23 protein-coding genes are annotated in these 24101 nt (G+C 43.2%); 13 read left to right on the top strand and 10 right to left on the bottom strand.

Annotation, left to right across the window (positions count from 1 at the left end; genetic code table 11):
• Positions 1-10: 10 nt before the first annotated feature.
• Both speB and MHZ95_RS14890 read left to right on the top strand, forming a co-directional pair.
• Positions 11-1000, top strand: coding sequence for an agmatinase (gene speB / locus MHZ95_RS14895; RefSeq protein WP_239391577.1), 990 nt, complete (start codon positions 11-13; stop codon positions 998-1000).
• Between the two features lie 124 nt (positions 1001-1124).
• A complete protein-coding gene (locus MHZ95_RS14890) occupies positions 1125-2543 on the top strand; it encodes an MFS transporter (RefSeq protein ID WP_239391648.1) in 1419 nt (472 codons plus the stop codon).
• A gap of 200 nt (positions 2544-2743) precedes the next feature.
• Here MHZ95_RS14890 and MHZ95_RS14885 read toward each other — a convergent pair whose 3' ends face one another.
• The 6 genes from MHZ95_RS14885 to MHZ95_RS14860 all read right to left on the bottom strand — a co-directional run bounded on the left by MHZ95_RS14885 (position 2744) and on the right by MHZ95_RS14860 (position 6310).
• The gene (locus MHZ95_RS14885) at positions 2744-2872 is read right to left on the bottom strand and encodes a YvrJ family protein (RefSeq protein WP_239391576.1); all 129 of its coding nucleotides are present in this window, start codon (positions 2870-2872) and stop codon (positions 2744-2746) included.
• 74 nt (positions 2873-2946) lie between these two features.
• A complete protein-coding gene (locus MHZ95_RS14880) occupies positions 2947-3165 on the bottom strand; it encodes a DUF2922 domain-containing protein (protein ID WP_239391575.1) in 219 nt (72 codons plus the stop codon).
• A 56-nt stretch (positions 3166-3221) separates the two neighbouring features.
• The gene (locus MHZ95_RS14875; RefSeq protein ID WP_239391574.1) at positions 3222-3440 is read right to left on the bottom strand and encodes a DUF1659 domain-containing protein; all 219 of its coding nucleotides are present in this window, start codon (positions 3438-3440) and stop codon (positions 3222-3224) included.
• A 106-nt stretch (positions 3441-3546) separates the two neighbouring features.
• Entirely contained in the window at positions 3547-4287 is a 741-nt protein-coding gene (locus MHZ95_RS14870; protein ID WP_239391573.1) for a hypothetical protein, read from the bottom strand.
• A 180-nt stretch (positions 4288-4467) separates the two neighbouring features.
• Positions 4468-4941 carry an S-ribosylhomocysteine lyase gene (locus MHZ95_RS14865; protein ID WP_239391572.1) on the bottom strand — a complete coding sequence of 158 codons (474 nt, stop codon included), beginning with the start codon at positions 4939-4941 and terminating at the stop codon, positions 4468-4470.
• A gap of 184 nt (positions 4942-5125) precedes the next feature.
• On the bottom strand, positions 5126-6310 hold the full coding sequence (locus MHZ95_RS14860) for an ROK family protein (protein WP_239391571.1): 1185 nt from the start codon (positions 6308-6310) through the stop codon (positions 5126-5128).
• Between the two features lie 152 nt (positions 6311-6462).
• Between MHZ95_RS14860 and xylF the strand changes: the two genes are divergently transcribed.
• From xylF to MHZ95_RS14825, 7 genes are all read left to right on the top strand, one after another.
• The gene (gene xylF, locus MHZ95_RS14855) at positions 6463-7554 is read left to right on the top strand and encodes a D-xylose ABC transporter substrate-binding protein (RefSeq protein WP_239391570.1); all 1092 of its coding nucleotides are present in this window, start codon (positions 6463-6465) and stop codon (positions 7552-7554) included.
• Between the two features lie 67 nt (positions 7555-7621).
• Entirely contained in the window at positions 7622-9142 is a 1521-nt protein-coding gene (locus MHZ95_RS14850) for a xylose ABC transporter ATP-binding protein (RefSeq protein WP_239391569.1), read from the top strand.
• Positions 9143-9204: 62 nt separating this feature from the next.
• Positions 9205-10302: a sugar ABC transporter permease gene (locus MHZ95_RS14845; RefSeq protein WP_304649404.1), complete on the top strand. Its 1098-nt coding sequence runs from the start codon at positions 9205-9207 to the stop codon at positions 10300-10302.
• 39 nt (positions 10303-10341) lie between these two features.
• Positions 10342-11664 carry a xylose isomerase gene (gene xylA, locus MHZ95_RS14840; protein WP_239391567.1) on the top strand — a complete coding sequence of 441 codons (1323 nt, stop codon included), beginning with the start codon at positions 10342-10344 and terminating at the stop codon, positions 11662-11664.
• Between the two features lie 86 nt (positions 11665-11750).
• Positions 11751-13250, top strand: coding sequence for a xylulokinase (gene xylB / locus MHZ95_RS14835; RefSeq protein ID WP_239391566.1), 1500 nt, complete (start codon positions 11751-11753; stop codon positions 13248-13250).
• A 15-nt stretch (positions 13251-13265) separates the two neighbouring features.
• The gene (locus tag MHZ95_RS14830; protein ID WP_239391565.1) at positions 13266-14264 is read left to right on the top strand and encodes a Gfo/Idh/MocA family protein; all 999 of its coding nucleotides are present in this window, start codon (positions 13266-13268) and stop codon (positions 14262-14264) included.
• 36 nt (positions 14265-14300) lie between these two features.
• The gene (locus MHZ95_RS14825) at positions 14301-15347 is read left to right on the top strand and encodes an aldose epimerase family protein (protein ID WP_239391564.1); all 1047 of its coding nucleotides are present in this window, start codon (positions 14301-14303) and stop codon (positions 15345-15347) included.
• Positions 15348-15403: 56 nt separating this feature from the next.
• Here MHZ95_RS14825 and MHZ95_RS14820 read toward each other — a convergent pair whose 3' ends face one another.
• The gene (locus MHZ95_RS14820) at positions 15404-16153 is read right to left on the bottom strand and encodes a hypothetical protein (protein ID WP_239391563.1); all 750 of its coding nucleotides are present in this window, start codon (positions 16151-16153) and stop codon (positions 15404-15406) included.
• A gap of 308 nt (positions 16154-16461) precedes the next feature.
• On the opposite strand from MHZ95_RS14820, the gene MHZ95_RS14815 reads away from it, so the two are divergent.
• The 3 genes from MHZ95_RS14815 to MHZ95_RS14805 all read left to right on the top strand — a co-directional run bounded on the left by MHZ95_RS14815 (position 16462) and on the right by MHZ95_RS14805 (position 19951).
• The gene (locus MHZ95_RS14815; RefSeq protein WP_239391562.1) at positions 16462-17643 is read left to right on the top strand and encodes an acetyl-CoA C-acetyltransferase; all 1182 of its coding nucleotides are present in this window, start codon (positions 16462-16464) and stop codon (positions 17641-17643) included.
• Positions 17644-18070: 427 nt separating this feature from the next.
• Positions 18071-19450, top strand: coding sequence for a S41 family peptidase (locus tag MHZ95_RS14810; protein ID WP_239391561.1), 1380 nt, complete (start codon positions 18071-18073; stop codon positions 19448-19450).
• 72 nt (positions 19451-19522) lie between these two features.
• Positions 19523-19951: a VOC family protein gene (locus MHZ95_RS14805; RefSeq protein WP_239391560.1), complete on the top strand. Its 429-nt coding sequence runs from the start codon at positions 19523-19525 to the stop codon at positions 19949-19951.
• A 58-nt stretch (positions 19952-20009) separates the two neighbouring features.
• Here MHZ95_RS14805 and MHZ95_RS14800 read toward each other — a convergent pair whose 3' ends face one another.
• The 3 genes from MHZ95_RS14800 to sda all read right to left on the bottom strand — a co-directional run bounded on the left by MHZ95_RS14800 (position 20010) and on the right by sda (position 22727).
• A complete protein-coding gene (locus MHZ95_RS14800) occupies positions 20010-21047 on the bottom strand; it encodes a PTS sugar transporter subunit IIC (RefSeq protein ID WP_239391559.1) in 1038 nt (345 codons plus the stop codon).
• 283 nt (positions 21048-21330) lie between these two features.
• Positions 21331-22470: a polysaccharide deacetylase family protein gene (locus MHZ95_RS14795; RefSeq protein WP_239391647.1), complete on the bottom strand. Its 1140-nt coding sequence runs from the start codon at positions 22468-22470 to the stop codon at positions 21331-21333.
• A gap of 116 nt (positions 22471-22586) precedes the next feature.
• Positions 22587-22727 (bottom strand): sporulation histidine kinase inhibitor Sda, encoded by a 141-nt coding sequence (gene sda, locus MHZ95_RS14790; RefSeq protein WP_239391558.1) that lies wholly within the window; start codon positions 22725-22727, stop codon positions 22587-22589.
• A gap of 288 nt (positions 22728-23015) precedes the next feature.
• Here sda and MHZ95_RS14785 point away from each other — a divergent pair, with 288 nt between their 5' ends.
• The gene (locus MHZ95_RS14785; protein ID WP_239391557.1) at positions 23016-23993 is read left to right on the top strand and encodes a bile acid:sodium symporter family protein; all 978 of its coding nucleotides are present in this window, start codon (positions 23016-23018) and stop codon (positions 23991-23993) included.
• Positions 23994-24101: the final 108 nt, after the last annotated feature.

Raw genomic sequence — 24101 nt, 5'->3', positions numbered from 1 at the left:
AGAATGTACAATGACCAATCCATCTGAAAAACAAATTCTGAATCTTCCGTTTACGGGAATTAGTTCGTTTGGAAAATATCCAATCTGCACAGATCTTAATGAGCTCGACGCAGATGTCGCGGTGATTGGAATTCCATATGACATGGGGACACAGTGGAAATCAGGAACACGAATGGGGCCCCGCGGTATGCGGGAAGGATCCACGCTATATAGTTTTGGTTTAGATGGGGCTTACGATATCGAAAAAGATATTATGTATTTAGGTCCTGATTGCAAAATCGTCGATTGTGGCGATGTAGATATGGTGCATGGTGACTTGGAACAAAGCTTTGAAAATGTGGAAGAATCTATTCGAAAAATTGTTTCCACTGGTGCGCTGCCTGTTGTGATGGGAGGAGACCATTCCGTTACCATTCCGGTCGGAAGAGCGTTGGACTCTGTTGGACCCTTCCATGTCATTCAAATCGATGCGCATTTGGATTGGGCGGATCACCGTTCTGGTCAAAGGTATGGGCACGGAAGTACGCTGCGTCGTTTAGCAGAAATGGATCATGTCGACAAGATGTTCCAGTTCGGAATTCGTGGAATCAGCAGTAGTAAAAAGGAAGATGTAGATGCGGCTAGGGCATACGGAAGCGAGATTTTATCCCCACGCCAAATGCGAAAACTGGGAATCGATGCACTATTGGATTTAATTCCGGAAGGGGAAAACTATTATGTGACAATCGATATCGATGGCCTGGATCCATCTTTGGCACCGGGTACGGGCACTCCATCTCCGGGCGGATTGTTTTATGATGAAGTAAATGAGTTACTGGAGGGAATCGCAAAACGAGGAAATGTTATCGGTTTCGATCTAGTTGAAGTATCCCCTCCATATGACTCGACTGGAATTACGAGTCAAGTAGGTGCGAGACTTATTCTCGACTTTATCAGTTTTATTTTGAAGGAAAAGGAAAATAAGCCGGCGTTAGAATTAACGGCACACACGAGCAATTAAAGAGGAAGAATGGAATGAGGCCGGGAAGGGAAATCACACCCTTCCCGAAAATTTTATCTCTATGACTTCATATAGGTCAAAAATCTATATAAAAAAACCGGCGATAAACAAAGTGAGGAGGTTTATAATGAAAACAAGCAACCAAGGGGCAACTAAAATGACGATTGGCATCGTTCTTGCCGTGCTCACATTTTGGCTTTTTGCGCAGTCGATGGTAAGCGTCGGACCTGCAATTCAAAAAGATTTAGGTATTTCTCTCGGTACGCTAAATATTGCAGTTAGTTTAACCGCTTTATTCTCAGGAATGTTTATTGTGGCAGCTGGTGGAATTTCGGACAAAGTCGGTCGTAAGAAGCTGACATATATAGGATTAGTGTTAAGTATTATTGGATCACTCTGTCTCGTTTTGGCGCAAGAGTCTATCCTTTTAATCTCGGGTCGTGTACTTCAAGGTTTTTCGGCAGCATGCATTATGCCATCGACCATTGCTTTAGTAAGAGCAACTTTTCAGGGAGCAGATCGGCAACGGGCACTTAGTTATTGGTCAATCGGTTCTTGGGGAGGCGGTGGTTCTACGTATTTGATCGGGGGAGCGATCGCTACTTATATGGGGTGGAGATGGATTTTTATTCTCGCCATTGTGATTTCACTCGTTTCAATGTACTTATTGAAAGACATCGCTGAAAGTAAAGCAAAGCAATCGAGCAATTCCAGATTTGATTTTACTGGATTTTTCATATTTGTCGGGATTATGCTCGCTTTGAATGTCGCCATTACTCGCGGAGAGGAGTTAGGCTGGACCAGTCCGCTGACGCTCACTTTGTTTGGCGTGGCTTTGGTGGGGGCTGCTTTGTTCTTTATCATTGAAATGAAAAAATCAAATCAGTTTATTGACTTTTCGTTATTTAAAATTAAACCATATATGGGTGCGACGACTTCCAATTTTTTGTTGAATGCTGTTGCGGGCACATTCATTGTTACGAATATGTATATACAACTATCAAGAGGTTTTTCCGCATTTCAGTCTGGTCTTTTAACGATCGGCAATTTGGTCGCTCTACTGGTGATGATTCGTATCGGCGAGCGATTGCTACAAAAAGTAGGGGCTAGAAAACCGATGATTGCGGCGGCCATCATGTCATCACTTGGCATATGTTTGACGGCTCTCACTTTTTTACCAGATGTAGCGTATGTCATTGTCGTCTTTTTCGGCTTTATGCTTTCTGGAGCTGGTTTGGGATTATATGCGACTCCATCGATCGATACGGCTGTCGCAACTGTGCCATTCGATAAAACCGGAGTAGCTTCAGGAATTTATAAAATGTCAAGTTCACTTGGTTTTTCATTTGGATTAGCGATTTCGGCAGCCGTTTACGGAGCGATACTTGCTACAGGAAACGAGGCAATTGCGGCACCGGCAGGAATCATGGTCAACATCGTCTTTGCCATTCCTGCACTTATCGCTATTATGTTGACTATTGGAAAAGCGGATAGTAAAAAGGTTCCGAAGATCTCTATTGAGAAAAGTATTGCGGAGCAATAGATTATCATCACGGGAGCCAGTGTTGATTGTGCTAGCCATAATTCATCTTCATTTTGTTGGAAGCGCTTTCAATTAATTGGATTCATTACTGAATTATTCACAAGATACCTAGATAGGAACGTGAAAAAGCAGAACCGGCATTGCTTTCAATATGCCGATTCTGCTTTTTTTCACGGGGAAGTAAGCAACGTTTCCTCTCATCATTTCTCCTTCAACGCAACAAGTGCATCATGGATGGCGACGAGTTTTGTTTCGAGCCGGTGCAATAGATAGAACGAAACGAAAATCGGGAAGCCGATTTCCTGTATGAGTTGTATCCATTGTTCCATCCCGTTTCCTCCTCTCTTGGATAAGATGAAAAACCGGTTCCCAGTCCGAAAACTGGTGAACCGGTTGTAGCAAGTTAGCTTCCTACAATTTCGGTGACATTACGCTCGACGATGCGGGCGTTCTTCGCTGTTTCCAATGGTGATCCATCCACTTCGAATACACCGGAAGTGATGATATCCTGCATGACTGCTTCGATTTCGGGAGCCGTCAGATCTTCACGTGGTTCATCCACGGTCAGCATCACATTTTTGCCGGTAGCTGTACTGAAGTTCAGTTGTAAGGTTTTAGCCATTTCCGAATCCTCCTTTAAAATGAGTGTTGCATGATAGCGTTAGCCAATTGGCAGGCTTAGCCCATCACACTTGAAGTTTCCACTTTTTCCGCCCCAATGAATGGAAGTTCCGATAATTGTCCAAGTGCTTGCAGTGCATTGTACAAAGCATCTGCCTCGACGTTTTCTACAATATTCCGATACGTTTTCGATTTGCGGATGAGTTTTCCATCTTCCGTTAACCCGCCATCGAAATAAACTCGACCGACCGCTTCTTTAAATTCGATTGTCGCCATCTCGATCACCTCCTTTCACCCTTTATATAGAACGAAAGGGGAAGAAAGTGGACAAAAATTTTCAAAAAGAAAAACGGCTGGCAATTAATGCGCAGCCGTTTCCAAATTAATCTTGCAACTTACTAAGCTCATTCATGACTGTTCCATTCTGCTCCGTCTTGATCAAACCGATATCAGGCGCATAAAAGAACGTCCATCCATGAGAGGCATCCACTTGGACGACATCATGGAACGTGCCTGCTTTCACCGTGACATCCAGATCCATCGCCGTGACGGTGTACGTATTGAAGTCGATTTCTTCATCAGAAGTATCCCAAGTTTTCCCTTCAAATAAAGGATACCTTAAATCAGAATAATATTCGGAATAAGGGTATCCCGTATACAAACCTTCTTCCGTTTCTTTCATAAGAAAGTAGCTCGTTTCACCGTCTATCGTTTCTTTCCATTGATCCCACTCCGGTTGTTCTTCGTAAATTTCATCGGAATAGGCGATAGTTGAAAGAGTCGTTTGGCCGTCAACATAGGAAGTCCATGTATATGTTTTGGATGTATCCAACAAATAACTGGTAGAGCTTGGTTCAGGCGATTCGTCGGTTTCCTTATCAATAGTGGGCTCAGCATTGGCGATTCCTTCTGTATAGTCGGTTGTCCAACTTAAGGCCATAAAGGAATAAAAATAATCCTGCAAGTTTTTGAAGGAGCCTATATCGAACAAAAGTAGCGAGGTGTTGATGGAATCATGGTTTGTCTGTGTTCCGTCAGGCATATGATAGGCTGTCGCTTGTGTCATGGGTGTCTGAGTCAAAAGCAAAACAAGTACGAGCAGAGAAAGACATAATCTTTTCATCTAACCATCCCCTAGTTTTGATATTCACTAAAACAAATTCCTACTTACTCTATTACATTCCCACTCAGCAGAGAAAATACCTTCAAATTATTAAATTTTTTCATTTTTATTAAAAAAAACAGCAGAAGGCCCACTTATCGAAATAAGAGGCCTCCTGCTGATTATTTATAGTTGTTCCTATTAACGGGCGATTGCTTCTTCCGCGCGGAAAGGATCGTCACTTAATCCGGCTTCCACAACCATCTTCGCATATTCTTGTGCGGCGAAGAGGGAGTGATCGCGGTAGTTTCCGCATTCGAGGGCGGAGACTGCAGGGATATGCTCGGTTGTGATCACTTTTTCCAACACTTTTGTCAGCGCAGCAGCGATTTCTTTTGGCTCATGCTCATCCCAGATGATCATGTAAAATCCAGTTCTGCACCCCATTGGTGAAATGTCGACAATCCCTTTGAGTTCATCGCGCATATACGTCGCGAGCAGATGCTCGAGTGTATGAACTGCGGAAGTCGGCATTGCGTCCTGGTTGGGTTGTAAAAATCGTAAGTCGTACTTTTGGAGGGAACTGCCTTTCTCATGCTGTTCGGTTCCCGCAAGACGCACGTATGGGGCTTTCACTTTTGTATGATCGAGTAAGAAACTTTCAACTTGTGCCATGTTCATCATCCTTTCACTGTATCCTTTTAAACTATCACATTTTCCAATGTAAAGGAAATATATTTCACTGAATAATGAGAGAAAAGAGTGTTGCTTCGATTATGAAAAGCGTTGAGAAGTTCGCCTAAGATGTTATGAACTTTCTACGATACATTGTTTAGTAAATGGTCGACTTTAAGATTCCTTACGTGTTGGTAAGTGCTGCTTGGTCGATTTTAAGAAACTCCTCTATGGCAAAAGCAGATACACCAAGTGCTGCCGAGTAGTCGGATAGCTTTGAAAAACGGATGTTCATATCGGCTTGGTGAAAGGGCATCAATTCTTGTTTAGCGGTTTTGATAATGGCGTTTTGTATCCAGCTCTCCGCTTTAGCTAACCGATTTCCTATGATGACAAGTTGAGGATTGAATGTCTTGATCAGGTTTGTAATTCCGGTGCTCATATTACAACCGATTTCTTCTAAGAGAGCGCGTGCATCTTTATCATTGTTTTCCGCAAAACCGATCAATTGTTCAAGACTGGCTTCTGCTAAATGTGAGAAGTCCTTTGCTTGTCGTAAAAGTGCATGCTCGGAAGCATAGGCCTCCCAGCAACCGTTACTGCCGCAATTGCATTTTCGGCCATTTTTGACAATGGTCATATGACCGCTTTCGCCCGAGTAACCATTCATGCCACGGTAGAGTTCTCCATTTAAGATGATGCCCACACCAATTCCTATTCCGGCACTTACATAGATTAGATTGCTGCATTCCAGTCCCGCTCCAAACCGCATTTCTCCGTAGGCCCCAGCATTTGCCTCATTTTCGACAAGGATAGGATAATCAAATTCTTCTTCAAGCATTTTTAATAAATCTACATCCTCCCACTTCAAGTTTGGTGCCAGCAATACTTTTCCATGGTTATCAACAATCCCAGGTACACCAATACCGATGCCGATCACACCATACCTGCTTTTAGGTGTGTGGCTGATAAGTGTTGTGATTGTATCAATAACAAGTTTCATTTGCTCTTGAAATGGAAGGTCAGTATCCATGGTTTGATTTACTTCATAGATGACATTCCCAACCAAATCTGTCACAATGCCTAGCATATAATTTACCCCTATATCGAGGCCAATTGAATAACCCGCTTGTTCATTAAATAAAAGGATGACAGGTCGTCTACCTCCGCTTGATTCACCGGTGCCTGACTCATAAATCAGTTCTTCCTCGATCAGTTCGTTTACCAAGGAGGAAACGGTAGCTTTGTTTAAGCCGGATCGTTGTGCAATTTCAGCGCGGGATAAAGGGGCGAGTCCGATAATGGATTGTAAGACGATCTCTTTATTCATTCTTTTGACGACATGTTGATTCCAAGTAATTTGTTTCATGACTTCACCATTTTCTATATTATTAACAATTCTGTCTGTTGAAAATATTGTACTATAAACTTAGTTTATTAGATAGACAAACTAAGTTTTTGGTGCTAAACTCAAAATAGATTGTTAGGTAGCACAATTTGGAAAAGGGGGATTTTTCAATTATGAAAAGATGTAAGGGGTTACAATCGATCGTTTTACTTTTAATCATGATGCTGATTCTTGCGGCTTGTGGACAAGATGCTGGCACACCAGCAGAAGAAACGGACAAAAGTGGAGGGGAAAAGCCCGATGGCAAACTAAAAATTGGACTTTCCGTATCTGACTTGACGTTGGAACGCTGGCAGCATGACCGTGATTTCTTTGTTGCGAAAGCAGAAGAACTTGGAGCAGAGGTCGTTGTACAATCTGCAAATGGGGACGAGGAAAAACAATTATCGCAAATTCAGAACATGTTATCACAGGATATCGATGCATTGGTCATCATCGCAATCAACTCGGATGCCTTATCACCGGTTGTCGATAAAGCAAAGAGCGAAGGGATCCCTGTATTAGCGTATGACCGTCTTGTGAACGGAGCGGATATTGACGCTTATGTCTCTTTTGACAATGTCCGTGTAGGTGAAATGCAAGCCGAATATTTGGTGGAGAAAGTACCGACTGGAAAGTATTTCTTGATGGGCGGATCACCAACAGACAACAATGCAAAAATGTTCAGAGAAGGCCAAATGAACATTATCCAGCCACTCGTTGACAAAGGGGACATCGAAATTATCGGTGATCAATGGGCAAAAGGTTGGGATGCGAACGAAGCGCTGAAAATCACTGAAAATGCATTAACAGCCAATAAAAATGACATTGATGCGATTGTTGCCTCAAATGACAATACGGCTGGCGGAGCTATTCAGGCGCTAGACGCTCAAGGATTGGCAGGTAAGGTTGTGATTTCGGGACAAGATGCAGACCTTGCGGGTGTTCAACGAATTGCTGAAGGAACGCAAACGATGACTGTCTATAAACCGATCAAAGCCATCGCGACCAAATGTGCTGAAGTGGCAGTGCAATTGGCGAAAGGTGAAACCATAACTTCGGATTCCACGGTTAACAATGGAAAAATTGATGTTCCTTTCATTAAATTAGATCCGATCAAGGTCGGTCAAGAAAATATCGTTGACACATTGATCAAAGACAAATTTCATGCTTATGACGATGTTTATAAAAATGTTCCAGAAGATGAGCGTCCATCACGCCCATAATTAGACCTTTTCAGGGGGGATTGTATTCCCCCTTTCAATTTATCTATTTTAGGAGTGGAAATCTGAAATGGAAAATTACGCACTTCAAATGAAAGCCATTACAAAAGAATTTCCGGGTGTACGTGCACTTGATCATGTCACATTTTCAGTGCGGAAAGGTGAAATTCATGCTTTATGTGGTGAGAATGGCGCGGGTAAATCCACTTTAATGAAAGTGTTAAGCGGCGTCTATCCACACGGGACGTATGACGGTGACATTTTGATAAACGGTCAAAAGGTAGAGCTTAAATCGATTAAAGAATCGCAAAATGCAGGTGTGTCCATTATCTATCAAGAGCTTGCCTTGGTGGAAGAAATGTCAGTAGCTGAGAATTTATTTTTAAGCCATGACCTAATGAGAGCGAAAATTATTGATTGGAATAAAATCTATGCGGAAGCCCAAAAGTGGTTGAATCATATTGGATTGGATATTGACCCACAAACAAAAGTGGGGCATTTGACAGTAGGGAAACAACAGCTGATTGAAATTGCGAAGGCGTTGACCCAAAAGACAGAGATTCTTATATTGGATGAACCTACAGCTGCCTTAACAGAAAGCGATGTCGATATTTTAATAAAATTGCTCAATGATTTGCGCGCAGAGGGTGTCACTTGCATCTATATTTCTCATAAATTGGGCGAAGTCATGACATTGGCGGATACTGTGACGATCATAAGAGACGGGCAAACCGTCAGTACGGACCGGATCGAAGACTTGTCGGAAGAAATGATTATCACGAAAATGGTAGGCCGTGAATTGACAGAGCTTTTCCCTTATGAAGCACGCCCGATCAGTTCTGAAAACATACTCGACGTCAAAAATTATACAGTAACGGATCATCACGGTAAAAAAATAATTAATGATGTTTCATTTACGCTGAAAAAAGGTGAAATACTTGGCTTTTCAGGTCTGATGGGTGCTGGACGGACGGAATTATTCATGAGCTTGTTTGGCGGCTTGAAGGGAAATCCGACCGGGACGGTTTTGATAGATGGAAAGGAAACTTCTATCAAAAATCCGGCAGATGCGATTAGAGAAGGATTGGCTTATGTTTCTGAAGACCGAAAGCGCTACGGCCTTGTTTTAGGGATGGATATTACTAAAAACACAACACTCGCCGCCTTGAACAAAATGATGAAATTAAAGGTGATCGATAATGCCTTGGAAGTGAAAACGGCTGGGGATATTACATATAAAATGAATTTGAAAGCGCCCAATCTGGAGGCGTTGGTTGGACAACTAAGCGGTGGAAACCAGCAAAAGGTTGTGCTGAGTAAATGGTTGTTAAATGACCCGAAAGTGTTGATTTTAGATGAGCCGACGAGGGGGATTGATGTCGGAGCGAAGTATGAGATTTATAAAATCATCAATGAATTGGCGAGTCAAGGTGTCGGGATCGTGATTGTTTCGTCTGAGTTACCTGAAGTACTCGGTATGTCAGATCGGATTCTTGTGATGGCAGAAGGGAAAATTACTGGGGAATTCAGTAGGGAAGAAGCAACACAAGAGAAAATAATGACATGTGCTACAGGAGGGGAAAAGTCGTGAAAACGCAACCCGCAGCGAATATAGAAGCGCACGAAAAAAGAGAGCTAAGTTTCAAACTGGATATGCAGGCATACACACTGATTATTGCTTTGGTGTTGATCGCCGTTATTTTCGGATTTTTTACAGGTGGAGAGTTTCTATCCTCTCGTAATATATCCAACTTGTTTTCTCAAATGTCCGTCATCGCTATTTTAGCCATCGGGATGACATTGATCATTGTAGCGGGGCATATCGACTTGTCTGTCGGTTCCTTGGTGGGATTAACAGGCGGAGTGGCGGCGATTTTACATGTTTGGTACGACTGGAGTACATTTGCTGTTGTCGTTGCGGCGATTGTTGTCGGAGCGCTCTTCGGTATTTGGCAAGGTTGGTGGGTTGCTTATCGAGCTGTCCCGGCCTTTATCGTCACGTTAGGCGGGATGCTGATATTCCGGGGGATTCTAATCGGTTTAAGCAAAGGGCAAACGGTTTCGCCGATGAATGACAGTTTTAAGGCAATTAGTAATAGTTACCTTCCATTCACCATCGGTTATATTTTGGCGGTCGTCAGTATCGGACTGTTGATTGTATGGACTATGTGGAACCGGGCCAAAAAAAAAAATTTGGACCTATTGCTTCCAGCGCCACTGATCGATTATGGAAAAATAAGTATCTATTCATTTTTCATTTTATTAGCAACCTATATGTTGAATCGTTATCAAGGAATTCCAACGCCTATATTGATCGTTGTCTTTTTCGCGGCTGTTTTTATTTTTGTTTCTTCAAAAACATCGTTTGGCAGATATGTGTATGCAATTGGTGGAAACCCGGAGGCCGCTGCCCTGTCAGGTATTAACATCAAGAGGAATACGTTATGGGTTTTCACTTCAATGGGTGCACTCGCAGGAATTGCTGGCGTGATCTTAACAAGCCGATTGAATGCGGCTACTGTAAATGCCGGAAATATGTACGAACTCGATGCGATTGCAGCTTGTGTAATCGGTGGAACCAGTCTAATGGGCGGGAAAGGGAAAGTCGTTGGCGCGCTGATTGGTGCGTTGATCATGGCAAGTATCGATAATGGGATGAGCATGATGAACATTGAAACGTTCTGGCAATATATCGTGAAAGGCCTCATCCTGATTGTCGCTGTCTGGATTGACATTGCTAGTAAGAAGTAATCGGATCTTGTAACTAAAAAGTATATGGGGGAATTGAACATGACTTATTTTGAAAACATCAATCGCATCAACTATGAGGGACATACATCGACCAATCCGCTTGCATTTAAATACTATAATCCAGAAGAAAAAGTGGCAGGCAAAACGATGGAAGAAATCTTACGTTTCGGTGTTGCGTATTGGCATACGTTCACAATGGATGGATCCGATCCATTTGGCAGCGGCAATATGATCCGTTCTTGGGATAAGTTTAAAGGTATGGATTTGGCGAAAGCTCGGGTAGAAGCAGGATTTGAGTTCTTTGAGAAATTAAATGTTCCCTTCTTTTGCTTTCATGATGTCGACATCGCCCCAGAAGGCGCAAATCTCCGGGAAACCTATCGGAATCTCGATGAAATTGTGGCGATGATCAAAGATTATATGCAAACAGGTAAGACAAAGCTTCTATGGAATACGGCAAATATGTTTTCACATCCACGTTTTGTTCATGGGGCTGCAACTGCCGTTAATGCCGATGTATTTGCCTATTCAGCTGCCAAGGTGAAAAAAGGGTTGGAAGTGGCTAAAGAGCTGGGGGCTGAAAACTACGTATTCTGGGGAGGACGCGAAGGCTATGAAACGTTATTGAATACGAATATGAAGCTGGAATTGGATAACTTAGGTCGCTTTTTCCATATGGCGGTCGATTATGCGCAGGAAATTGGTTATGATGGTCAATTTTTAATAGAGCCAAAGCCGAAAGAGCCGTCGAAGCATCAGTATGATTTCGATGTGGCGACAGGGTTAGCCTTTTTACAATCCTACGATTTACAAGATCATTTTAAATTTAATATTGAAGCGAACCATGCCACTCTAGCTGGGCATACCTTTGAGCATGAACTACATTATGCCCGTATCAATGGCATGCTAGGTTCAGTCGATGCTAACCAAGGAGATACATTGCTCGGTTGGGATACGGACGAATTCCCGACAGACTTATACGCCACAACGTTAGCGATGTATGAGATCTTGAAAAATGGCGGACTGGGACGAGGCGGATTGAACTTCGATGCAAAAGTGAGAAGAGGCTCGTTTGAACAGGAGGATTTATTCCATGCACATATCGCTGGGATGGACAGTTTTGCAGTCGGATTAAAAGTGGCGCAAAAGTTGATCGATGATAATGTACTTGATGGATTTATTGAAACGCGTTATGACAGCTACAATCATGGGATTGGGAAAGAAATTGTTGAAGGGAAAACGAACTTCCGGGATTTAGAAGAGTATGCCTTGCAGTTAGGGGAAATTCAAAACACTTCCGGGCGTGCCGAACGGCTAAGAGCGACCATCAACCAGTATTTATTATCAGTAACCTCTGCATAATGATTGGTTGAAACTAAGGATGTACTAGAATCAGATTATAGACTTCTAGTATGTCCTTTTTATCTAAAGTAGATGAGGGTGAAGTCATGAAATATGTCATTGGCATCGATTTGGGAACGAGTGCAGTAAAGGTTCTATTGGTCAATCAGTTGGGCGATGTATGTCAGGAAATCACGAAAGCCTATCCACTCATACAGGAGAAATCTGGCTATAGTGAACAAGATCCTGAGCGATGGGTCCAAAAAACAGCAGAAGCTCTTTCGGAACTGGTACAGCAATTGGAAGGAAATTCTCAAGATATTGAAGGAATCAGCTTTTCAGGTCAAATGCATGGTCTTGTTTTAATGGATCAAGAGCAAAAGCTACTGCGCAATTCCATTCTTTGGAATGACACGCGGACAACGGAACAATGCCAAAGAATCTATGAAGTTGTCGGCAAGGGGAAGTTGCTCGACATCACGAAAAATCCCGCTTTGGAAGGCTTCACGTTGCCCAAACTGCTATGGGTGCAAGAGTATGAACCGGAGGTTTTTGAACAAGTTGCCCACTTCATGCTTCCAAAAGATTATGTACGGTATCGGATGACTGAGAAGATACATAGCGAGTATTCAGATGCGGCAGGAACTCTATTGCTCGACGTCGGGGAAAAAATGTGGAGTCAGGAGATGTGTGAACAATTCGGTATCCATCCATCCATTTGTCCACCATTACTCGAATCGCATGACTATGTCGGGAACATCACATCCGAATATGCAAAGGAAACGGGACTTGACCCAGCGACAAAAGTATTTGCCGGCGGTGCGGATAATGCATGCGGTGCCATTGGTGCAGGGATTTTATCGAGTGGGAAAACGTTGTGCAGTATTGGAACTTCTGGGGTCATCCTTTCTTATGAGGAAAATAAGGGGCGCGATTTTGCAGGAAAAGTTCACTTTTTTAATCATGGAAAGGAACAAGCTTTTTACACGATGGGCGTGACGTTAGCTGCCGGACATAGCCTCGAATGGTTCCGGAATGTCTTTGCGAAGAACGAAAATTTCGATGAGTTGCTTGCGGATATAGATCAGGTACCGATCGGTGCAAACGGTTTACTTTTCACCCCATATTTAGTCGGGGAGAGGACACCTCATGCGGACGCCACAATTCGAGCCAGCTTTATCGGAATGGACACTTCCCATACGCAGAAAGATTTTGTCCGGGCAATCTTGGAAGGCATCACTTTTTCATTGAATGAATCCATTCATCTCTTTAGGGAAAGTGGCAAGACCATCGATACAATCATCTCCATTGGTGGTGGCGCGAAAAATGAAGCGTGGTTACAAATGCAGGCGGATATTTTTAATGCAAATATCATCAAGTTATCCAGTGAGCAAGGACCCGGTATGGGGGCAGCCATGTTGGCAGCATATGGCTGTGGCTGGTTTGATTCATTGGAACAATGCGCAGAGCTATTTCTTAAAACAGCGTCATCCTATACACCGATTAAAGAAAATGTGAAAAAGTATCACGCATTATTTACGATTTATAAACAAGTCTACGCACAAACGAAAGCGCTAAATGAGGAGCTAAAGCCATTTAGAAAATAGAGGGGGAAAGGGACAATGAAAAAAATCCGTTGGGGCGTTCTAAGTACGGCAAATATCGCTCAAACGCAAGTGATTCCAGCGATTGTTCGCGCCGAAAATGCAGAGCTGATTGCAATGGCAAGCCGGGGAAGTAAGGTTCATGCAGTGGCTTCGAAGCTAAAAGTCCCGAAAGCATATGAAAGCTACGAGGAATTATTGCATGATCCGACAATCGATGCGATCTATATTCCTCTTCCAAATCATCTGCATAAAGAATGGGTAGTCAAAGCGGCTGAACAAGGGAAACATATCCTTTGTGAGAAGCCGGCAGCACTGTCCGCTTCGGAAGCTGCTGAAATGGTAGAACTATGCCATGATCACAATGTGAAATTCATGGAAGGGTTCATGTACCAATTGCATCCGCAGCATGCACGGGTGAAAGAGGTTATTGCATCCGGAGAAATTGGTGAGGTGAAGCTTATTAAATCCAGTCATTCCTTTTATTTGGAGAATCGGGCTAAAGATATCCGAATGGACAAGGCGATGGGGGGAGGTAGCTTATATGACCTTGGCTGTTACACAATCCATGTGACCCGTTATTTAACAGATGCAGAACCTATAGAAGTGCAGGCCTTGGCATCGTTTGACGCTGAAGCCGGCGTGGACATTAGTACTTATGGCTATATGAAAATGGCTAATGGCGTGACGGCAATTTTCGACTGCAGCTTTGATATGGCTGCACGCAATGAATATGAAGTTGTTGGAACGAAGGGGACAATTAAGGTTTCTTTAGCATTCCGGCCGGACGTGAATGGTGGAAATGGTTCGCTTCTTATCCAAAGTGACGGCGTGACGCGAGAAGAAAATATCGAGGGCGATATTTATCGACTGGAAATTGAGCATTTTTCCGAGGCAATTCTTAATGATTCAAGCCCTGCGATTACAGGACAATCTACTATCCGTAACATGCAAGTAATCGAAGCTTGCTACCAATCCATTCAAACCGGCCAACCTGTTGAAATCAACCAATCATGACTTTTTTGTTTTATGTTGAAAGGATGGCGGCTGGCAGTGGAAGTGAAAAAGAAGTTGTTTGGCATGATAGACAAACAGCCAGTGTTTTTATATACCGTTAAGAACCAAAGAGGATTCGAGCTCTCTTGTCTGGATTATGGGGGCATCATTACGGAAATTAGGACTCCCGATCGTGAAGGGAAAATAGAAAATGTTGTATTGGGATTTGATACGTTGGGAGAATATCACAACAACCCTCATTATATTGGGGCAGTGGTCGGGCGATTTGCGGGGCGCATTAAGAATGGAGTTGTCTATTTAGACAGAAATGACTATCGGATCACTACAAATGAAAACAATCATCATCTACACGGTGGGTATAAGGGATTCAGTCAAGTGCTTTGGGATTCAACGGTAATTGAAAAAGAAAATGAAATCAGCATTATATTTTCTTATGTAAGCCCTGATGGGGAAGAAGGCTATCCCGGAAATCTTGAAATAAAAATGACGTACACCATTACAGTTGATAACGAGCTGATCATCTCTTACTGGGGGACTTCGGACAAAAAAACAATATTGAATCCGACCAACCATACCTATTTCAACTTAAGTGGCGACTTAAAAAGATCTATTTTAGATCATGAATTAAAGATCAGTAGCCGTCAATTTATCGAATTGAATGAAGAATTGCTTCCGACCGGGAAAGTACTGGCGGTGGAGCAAACGGTTTTTGATTTTCAAAAAGGAAGAGCGGTTCGCGATGGCGTTAAATCCACACATCCACAAACTGTATTGGCGACCAATGGTTATGACCATCCTTTTTTACTGAATGAAAATCAGCATCAAGAAATTGTCTTAAAAGATCATAAAAGTGGTAGAAAACTTGTGGTAGAGACAACCGAACCTGCTGTTATTGTATATACAGGAAACAAATTGGAAGGCGACTATACAATCAGAGGTAAAAAGGCGCAAAATCATTTAGGGTTATGTTTAGAAACGCAGGCACCGCCTGATTCCATCAAGCACCCTCAATTCCATTCATCCATCTTAGATGTGGGTGAAGTATACGAATCAATGACGAAGTATACTTTTCTTACAATATAGGTTAAACCAACAAACAACCTCCCGATCAGCCAGACGATCGGGAGGTTGTTATCGTTTTAGACAAACCAATACAGCAGCTCACTAACATACCTACCGATTGCTGAATCGGCAATCAGTATAAAGAACAGACTGAAGAGGATGGAATAAGCGAGCAAGTAGACGATGAAAATATAGAACGGATCAATTGTTGTTGGGTTTTTCAGGATTAAAGCGCTCAGTAGGTAAAGCGGCACTAACAAGATGGCAAAGAGAAAAACAAGACTGAGCAATAAATGTCCATAGGTGTAGGATTTGATGATCATTAATAGGAAGGAAGCTGTTGCACCGATAAGAAGAGGGGGTAAGTGGGCTCCATATAAGCTGAGTATGGTTTTAATGGATTGTTGTGGACCGAGCGATGAAGTGGTGACGTATAGGGCGATGAGTGCGATGGTGATGGCTAATAATGTAAAGATGAATGCACCGCCGAAAAACGAAAGGAATCCATTGGCGAGACTTTGGCGTAAAGCCGTAAAGAGGGACAGTGTCACTAAAATACCAAGTAACAGCATACTGATCAGGCCGTTTGCAATCCCGGCTTCGCCATGTTCATAGGCGAGTGCGGGCTTTTTTAATTGGCGGAGGAAATATGAACGGTACGCTTTCGCTTGGACAATCAACTGTTCGACATGGACGTTTGTTTTGGCTGGGACGGTTGTAGCCCGGCGGGGATTATGTAGAACATTCGACTCTTCGAATTTGCTTCCACAATCACCGCAAAATTTCCCTGTTGGCTGCTCATAGCCACAATCAATGCATTTTAACATAGATGTCCTCCTCGTTTGTTTGGGATCTGCCTAATTCACTGTATGCATGCTTTGTAGAAACAAGAAGAGCGTGGGCTTATTAATGATTGTATTCCCTTTAGAAAAGAAGGATTTGATTATAGTTACTAGAATTATTAAATAATATAGAAGAATAAGCTGAACTGGATGCACGGTTTGCAATCGATGAGGGGGAAGATTCTTGGGAAATCTAGTGGAAATGGAAGAGTTAGTGAAAATCGAAGTTCAAGGTCCAATCGGTTATATTATGATGAACCGGCCGCAATAGATTGGAAAGGGGAAATGACTGAATGTCAAACGTATACATTATAGATGGGGCAAGAACAGCTTTTACTGCATTTGGGGGATCATTCGCCAAGGTGGATGCGATGAAATTGGGTACGGTCACGGCGGTCGAAGCATTAAAGCGTTCGAATGTGCAACCGGAACAAGTGGATCATGTCATTTATGGCAATGTCATTCATACGGGGACGAATGCGGCTTATCTAGCACGACATATCGGATTGAAAGCAGGCATTCCGCAAGAAGTGCCTGCGTTGACATTGAACCGGCTTTGCGGATCCGGCATGCAATCCGTTGTAACAGCCGCACAACATATTGTCCTGGGCGAAGCGGATATCGTCTTAGCAGGTGGTGCGGAAAATATGTCGCAAGCGCCGTATGCCAATTTTGAACAGCGATTTGGCGGCTCGAAATTGGGTAATTTGCAGTTTGAAGATATGTTGTCTGCGACATTGACAGACGAGTATACCGGGAGCGGCATGGGGATGACAGCTGAAAAATTAGTGGACCAATATGCGATTTCACGTGAAGAACAAGATGCCTTTGCTATCGAATCCAATCAACGGGCGGCAGCCGCGGCGGAAAGTGGTGTATTCGCAGAAGAGATCGTCGCTGTGGAAGTGAAAACACGGAAAGGTTCCGTGCTTGTCGACAAAGATGAACATATTAAACCGGATGTCAATGCGGAAGTGATGGCTAAGCTTCGACCTGCCTTTAAAAAGGAAGGGAGCGTGACGGCGGGAAATGCATCGGGCATTAACGATGGAGCCGCGTCAGTTGTGGTCGCAGGTGAAAAAGCCGTTCATAAACATGGATTGAAACCGATAGCGCGCATCGTTTCGTGGGGCGTAGCGGGGGTGGATCCGACGATTATGGGGATTGGTCCGGTGCCTGCCATTAAACAAGCATTGGAAAAGGCGAAGCTCACGCTTGCGGATATTGACTTGATTGAGGTGAATGAAGCGTTTGCGGCCCAGTACTTAGCGGTCGAAAAAGAGCTGGAATTGGATCGCTCGAAAACAAATGTTAATGGCGGTGCGATTGCGCTTGGCCATCCGGTTGGTGCCAGTGGAGCACGGATTTTATTGTCGGCAGCTTATGAATTGAAGCGCCGCAATGGAAAATATGCGGTGGCGAGCCTCTGTATCGGCGGCGGGCAAGGAATTGCGGTGGTGATCGAAAAGGCTTAAGCTTCCCGCGCTTTAACTTGATTCAGTAGAAGTCCCCCACATCCATAAGTGGCGGGATGAATGCCAGAAAGCACTTCAATCAGAGGGAGTTCAAACTCCCTGTAGCTGACGCCTCGCTTTCAGTACAAAAAGATTTGCTGATTGGAAGAACTCAGGTTAAGGTCGCCGCGTCCAAAAGTGCCTTAATTTCTGCAAAAAAACGCAGAAATACGGCAAATCGAACCCTTCGCTGTTCGATTCGCAATTCAAAATTTGGACGTAATCATGCCGAGGCGCGATTGATTTATACGAGTAACGCGATCTCCCCATCTTGTATGCATAGGATGAGGGGATTTTTTGCTTTGTCATTATTTTCTATTAATCTAGTCAATCTCAGAACTATAACGCTATAATGAAAGAAGGTTGTAAAGAGAGGGGAATTGCCATTGTGAGGACAAATGTTAAAATCCTATTGGTCACATTATTATCTGTCTTATTTTTCCAAGTATCGTCCGCATCTGCTCAACCGATCGACGATATCCGGGAGCTGGTCCGTGATTATTATGTCGATGATATTCCCGAATCCGTGTTGTCTAAGGGATCCATCACAGATATTACGAATCATCTGGATCCCTATTCTGTCTATATGACTGCGAAGGAATATGAGCAATTCATCAACAGTATCGAACAGCGCATTGTCGGGATTGGCGTCGTGTTGGAGGAGGATGGAAAAGGGGTCAAAGTGACATCTGTCATTCCGAATGGCCCGGCAGATCAGGCTGGGATTCAAGCGGGAGACATTATTACGAAAGTCGATGGGAAAAGCGTTGTCGGCAAAGCGGTACAGACAGCCGTCACGCTCATTACCGGAGAGGAAAATACAACGGTCACGCTGACGATTGAACGTCCAGCAAGCAGAGAAGTGTTGACAAAACAGTTGAAGCGACAAGCGATTTCATTGCCGAATGTGGAATTTGCTATGCTTGGCGGCGATATTGGTTACATTCGTCTGAACAGTTTTTCAACGGAATCCGCAAAAGAAGTGAATGATGCCATGATTTCACTCGCTGGGGCGGATGGCTGGATACTGGATCTGCGAGATAATGGCGGCGGTTTTATCACAGCAGCTCAGGAGATTACGGGATTCTTTCCAAGGGCGAAAAATGCATTTCAACTGAGAGAAAAGAACGAAGCGCCTATCGTATATAAGTCAGAGTCGTATTTGAATCAATTCCAGAAGCCCGTCCATCTATTGGTGAATGCCTATAGTGCGAGCGCGTCGGAAATGGTTGCGGCGGCAGTTAAGGAACAAAAAGCGGCCACTTTATACGGACAGACAAGCTATGGAAAAGGAACAATGCAGTCGATGTTCAGCTTTACAGATGGCAGTGTATTGAAGTTGACGACTGCCCGTTTTTATTCACCTGGAGGTCAGTCGATTGATAAAACCGGTGTGAAACCGGATAACGTCACGAAAATAGGGGAAGAACTGGAGCAATCTCATCGTAGTCATTTGCTGGCAAAGCTGGAGGGTTACAAACAGCATCCAAGCCTTGTAAACGTTCCGACCACAAAAACATTCACGGTGGAAATGAATACGTCCATGGACTGGAAAAACATCGATGCATCCGCCGTTCAATTGATTGAGTTGGGTGGAGTTGAACAATCTGTAACCATTGATGTCAAAAATGATCAAACCATCACTGTCATCCCAAAACAGCCTTTACTGAAGGGGAAGAAGTATATGTTGATCGTCCATCCTTTATGGAAAGGGAAGAACCAGCATGCCATGAAGCAAGGGATTTATTTGGATGTCAGCGTGAAATAGTTTGGTACGATGATTAAAGAAGATGAAATGATACAATAATAGAAAAGAATGCAATGTGGAGGTGTAAAGCAGATGGCTGTAGACGTGTATCTGAATTTTAATGGCAATTGCCGCGAAGCAGTAGAGTTTTATGCAGAAGTTTTTGGGACGGAGAAACCGCAAATGATGACTTTCGGGGAGACGCCGCCTAGCCCGGAATTCGTGATGCCAGAGGAAGCGAAGAACTTGGTCATGCACACGCGACTCAATATTGAAGGAAGCAATGTCATGTTTTCTGATGTATTTCCGGGCATGCCTTTCATTGAAGGGAACAACATTAGCCTCGCTTTTGTCAGTCAGGATTTGGAGAAAGTAAAAACGGTATTCGCGAAATTGGCAGAAGGCGGTACTGTCAAAATGGAGTTACAAGAAACTTTCTGGACCAAATGCTACGGCAGCTTGAAGGATCGGTTTGGCATTGAATGGCAGTTCAACCATGACAATGGAGAAACATTCATGTAATGGATAAAAATGAAATCCCTGATGAGTTGAATCATCAGGGATTTTGCGTTGTACAAGCTTAGTCGAAATCCAATTTGTAATCTTCCGCTTTGATCATTTTCAGTTTTCTAGAAAAGATATAGATCAGACCAAGATTTAAAATGATTGGTAATATGAAGAAAGTACTTAGCATAATTGCAATGTTTTGCGGTGTCCAACCGCCTTCAGCTAGGTTGATGTAATTCAACGGTCCAACAAGACCAGACAAACCAAATCCTGCGCTATATGGCGTACCTTGGATATTTAAGACCCCAGCCAACGCACCAAGAATTGCTGCTGTAATAAGCATTGGAAAGGCGATTTTCGGTTTCATGAAGAAGTTTCTCATCTGGATCTTAGGCGAACCGATCACGTGAGCAAGGGCTGTTCCCAAGTTGTTTGCCTTGTAGCTGGCAATCGCAAATCCGACACCGGTAGCAACAAGGCCAAGGTTGGCAGCTCCTGATCCGATACCCGAAAGCATGATGACCGTAGCTACACCTACTGTCGAAATCGGAGATAGCATGATGAGGACGAAAATGACGGCAATGGCTGCGCCCATCACAACAGGTTGCAATGTGGTGATGTGCTCAATGGCAGTGCCGAGTAAGCCTGTTGACTCCCTGACAAATGGGAGGAGCAGATAGCCGACCATCCCAGGTAGTAAAATACTTAATGTGGGCATCAACAGAATGGAGTAAGTTTTGAAGCGATTGCCGATAAATTGAACGAATAAGACGGTCAATGCGGCTGTCAGTCCGGTGTTGATGACAATTCCAATCCCGCTCAGGGCAAATAATCCATCAGCCGTTTTTACAACAGCACCACTTCCGACTATCGACGCAATGCCGACACTTGCCGTTTGAATGGGTGATAATTTAAAGTTAACTCCCACCATGACTCCAATCATGACAGGTAATAAACTCATGACAAAAACAGTGATATCAAACACATGTTGTAAGGCGGGGAAGTGCGGAATTAGTAATTTTAAAATTTCCCCTAATAACGCATTTGGGATAAGTGCGACAACGATACCGATACTCATTCCCGTCAATAATTTACTGAAAAAATCCTTCATTCTACCAAACTCCATTCTACGATGTTCATTCGGATTATTATAAGGAAGATTCTGATATCCGTCAATGTTATGAATTGCTGGTATGTGTGCAATGATCGCTAGGAATGTGGAATGATCACTTGTCGTCGAGTAATGATCGCTAGAAATGTAGAATGATCACTTGCCATGAGGAATGATCGCAAGAAATAGTTTATGATCACTCTACTGCTGGTATTGATCACTGAAATAACAGAAGGTCCCACAAAAAAAGTCCTCTCCGCGCTAAGGAGAGGACTTGACCGAGTTATTTTCCTTCCAACCGATTTGCAAAATCTTTCAACGTCATATTGGAATGGACACGCTGCCTTTTCAATTCAAAGATAGAATCACCTTGGAAAACATTTCCTTCATCGATCGTATAGGCACTAGTGATACCTGCGGACAGCAGTGCCCGGATGGCTTGTGGGCTTCGCTTCCCATATGGATAGGCATGAGCGGTGACAGTATAGTCAGGACCTAGGATATCTTCAATGATTCCGTTTGCTTGTTGGAGGTCCTCCAAAATGGCGTATTCCGATTCGTATTGAAGAAGGCTTAAGTTTGTTAAGTTGTTAAACATATGGAATACATGTGTATGGTTTTGATAAGAATAGACATCCTGCGTTCGGGCGATGTCTTGATCAGAAACCATGCCGGGCCGGTTGATACGGCTTGTAATCAAAAAAGAAGTCGCTTGAAAACCATGTTGCTTCAGAATAGGATAAGCTAAATCGATGGTCGATGCATAGCCGTCATCGAATGTGATGAGAACGGACTTTTTCGGCAATGCGATCTGTTTAGTCACCCACGCCTCCAATTGATGCGGCGTAATGGTTGTCCAACCGTTTTTCTTCAAGTAATTCATCTGTTCCCTAAATTTCTGGATTTCTAGCGTGGAAGTGTTTTGATCGGATTTGCTTGTCACAATATCGTGATACATCAAAACAGGGATTCCTGATTCGATTTTCAATTGATCTTTATGGATATAGCCTGTTTGTCCGCCAACGAGGATTGGATAGTAGACACCTTTCAATCGTTGGACATAAATGGTCATCTTCGGTTGGATCGAACCGAGCACAGTGGCTTTTACGGAAGGTCGATCCATAATATTGACATGCGTTGAAGTGGTCGCGCGGACGGGATGTGCACCTTTCCAGTTGCCGGGATTGTTTTGGATCACTCTTGCCCGCTGTTTTGAAAACTTCACTTCATCATTTCCCATAATGGTATGGTAAAAGCGATCCGATTCTTTAATGACTGTATGAGAAGTCCCTTTCTGGAAGACTGCCACCTTTTGCGTATCGTCAAAGACGGGTGTTGTTTCTGTTATTTTAACTAATTTCACACTGGAAGCGTGAGTGGAAATTGGAAAAGCTAGTGTGAAAATAAGAAGAACTAAAATCATTTTTTTCAATTGTCAATGGACCCCTTTATTCTCGGTTGTCTCTCTATCATTAGACAAAGTTGGTAAAATAGCAAGATGTATTTAAAAAGGAAAACAGACTTTTAATAGATTGGTAGTTAAACAGGAAGTTTGATCTTGGTGAGTAAAGAGCGTGAACGGATTTCCAGTTCTAGAAGGTAGATGAAATAAGGATTCAGTTTTAAAGCCTTTGCTTTGAAATAGCACTCAATTAACAAATCATCCGGTAGTTTTCGCATGCCTCGGGTCACCTCCATAATTTATTTGCCAAAAGTGTGTTATTTGAACCCATGGATGAATAAACTAATTGGTTACAACTGGTGTACTTCTAATCTAACAAAAATCCTAAGTAAGAACAACCGTTCTCTTATCCACAACCATTGGTGGATATCCTGTGGTTAAGTTGTTTGCAAGGTGGACAAACTGTGGTATTTCTGCGGTATAATGTGAGTAAAGTTATCCACAGTTCCGAATAATGCGAATTTTGTCGAAATGTTTTATCAATTTTGTTGTTTGGAGGCATGTAGATGAAGGTGATTCAGGCAATCACAACTTTAATTTCGAAATACTTACCCGTTTGGATTGTCCTACTATCGTTTATCGCGTATTTTTTTCCTAATGTGTTTATTCCGATTCGCAGTTGGACCGGAGCGGGATTAGGGATGATTTTCTTATTGATGGGGATGTCGCTTTCGGCGGAAAAACTATTTGCAGTCATTCGAAATCCTAAGCATGCATTACTAGGCGTGTTCTTAAAATGGAGCATTATGGTGACTGTCACAATCGCGATTGCTTATTTGTTTTTTCAAGAGAATGCGGAAATCGCTACCGGCCTCATTTTAGCAGGGACGGTTCCGAGCGGGACATCCGCCAATATTTATACATTTATCGCGGGTGGTGAAGCGGCGTTGAGCATTACGATGGCAACGATGGATACGTTCATCTCGCCGGTGCTGACACCGACGCTTGTCCAAGTGTTTGCGGGGAAGCTGATCCCTATCGCTTTTTGGCCATTATTTATCAATATCATTTATATTGTTTTCATCCCACTTCTTACAGGGTTACTGTTGCAATGGAAATGGGCCAAGCGTATAGAAGTTGTGAAACCTTACACGGCTGTACTCTCCCAACTTGCATTATTTATCGTCGTCTTATCAGTCATTTCCAATGCGCAGCCATCCTTACAGGACAACTTATCGGTTCTGCCGAAGATTTTCTTGGCGGTCTTTTTCCAAGTGACCATTCCAATGGTTGCAGGCTATATCATAGCCAAATCAATGAAAGTGCCGGAAGAGAATGCACGGGCAATTTTGTTCCACACTGGAATTTGTAATACAGCGCTCGCGGCGACATTGGCGATGGAACACGTCAGTTCGCTTGCTGCCGTTCCGGCTGTTGCGAATATGGTCGTCAATTTAACGATAGGCGCAATCGTAGCAAATCTTTTTGCAAGAAGAAAATGGAAGCAACCAGATGCAAATCCCTTTAAGTCCACGGTGACTTGAGGGGATTTTGTCAATTTTCAGGAAACGACCTGCGCTTTCGTTCATGGGAGTGGAATTTGGAGGTTTGCGGCTGATTGGCTATGGGGTATTTATTTGACTGTTAGGACT

The organism is Sporosarcina sp. ACRSM (assembly GCF_022346545.1).
Lineage (GTDB): Bacteria > Bacillota > Bacilli > Bacillales_A > Planococcaceae > Sporosarcina.
This window is presented reverse-complemented; position numbering and strand designations above follow the sequence as displayed.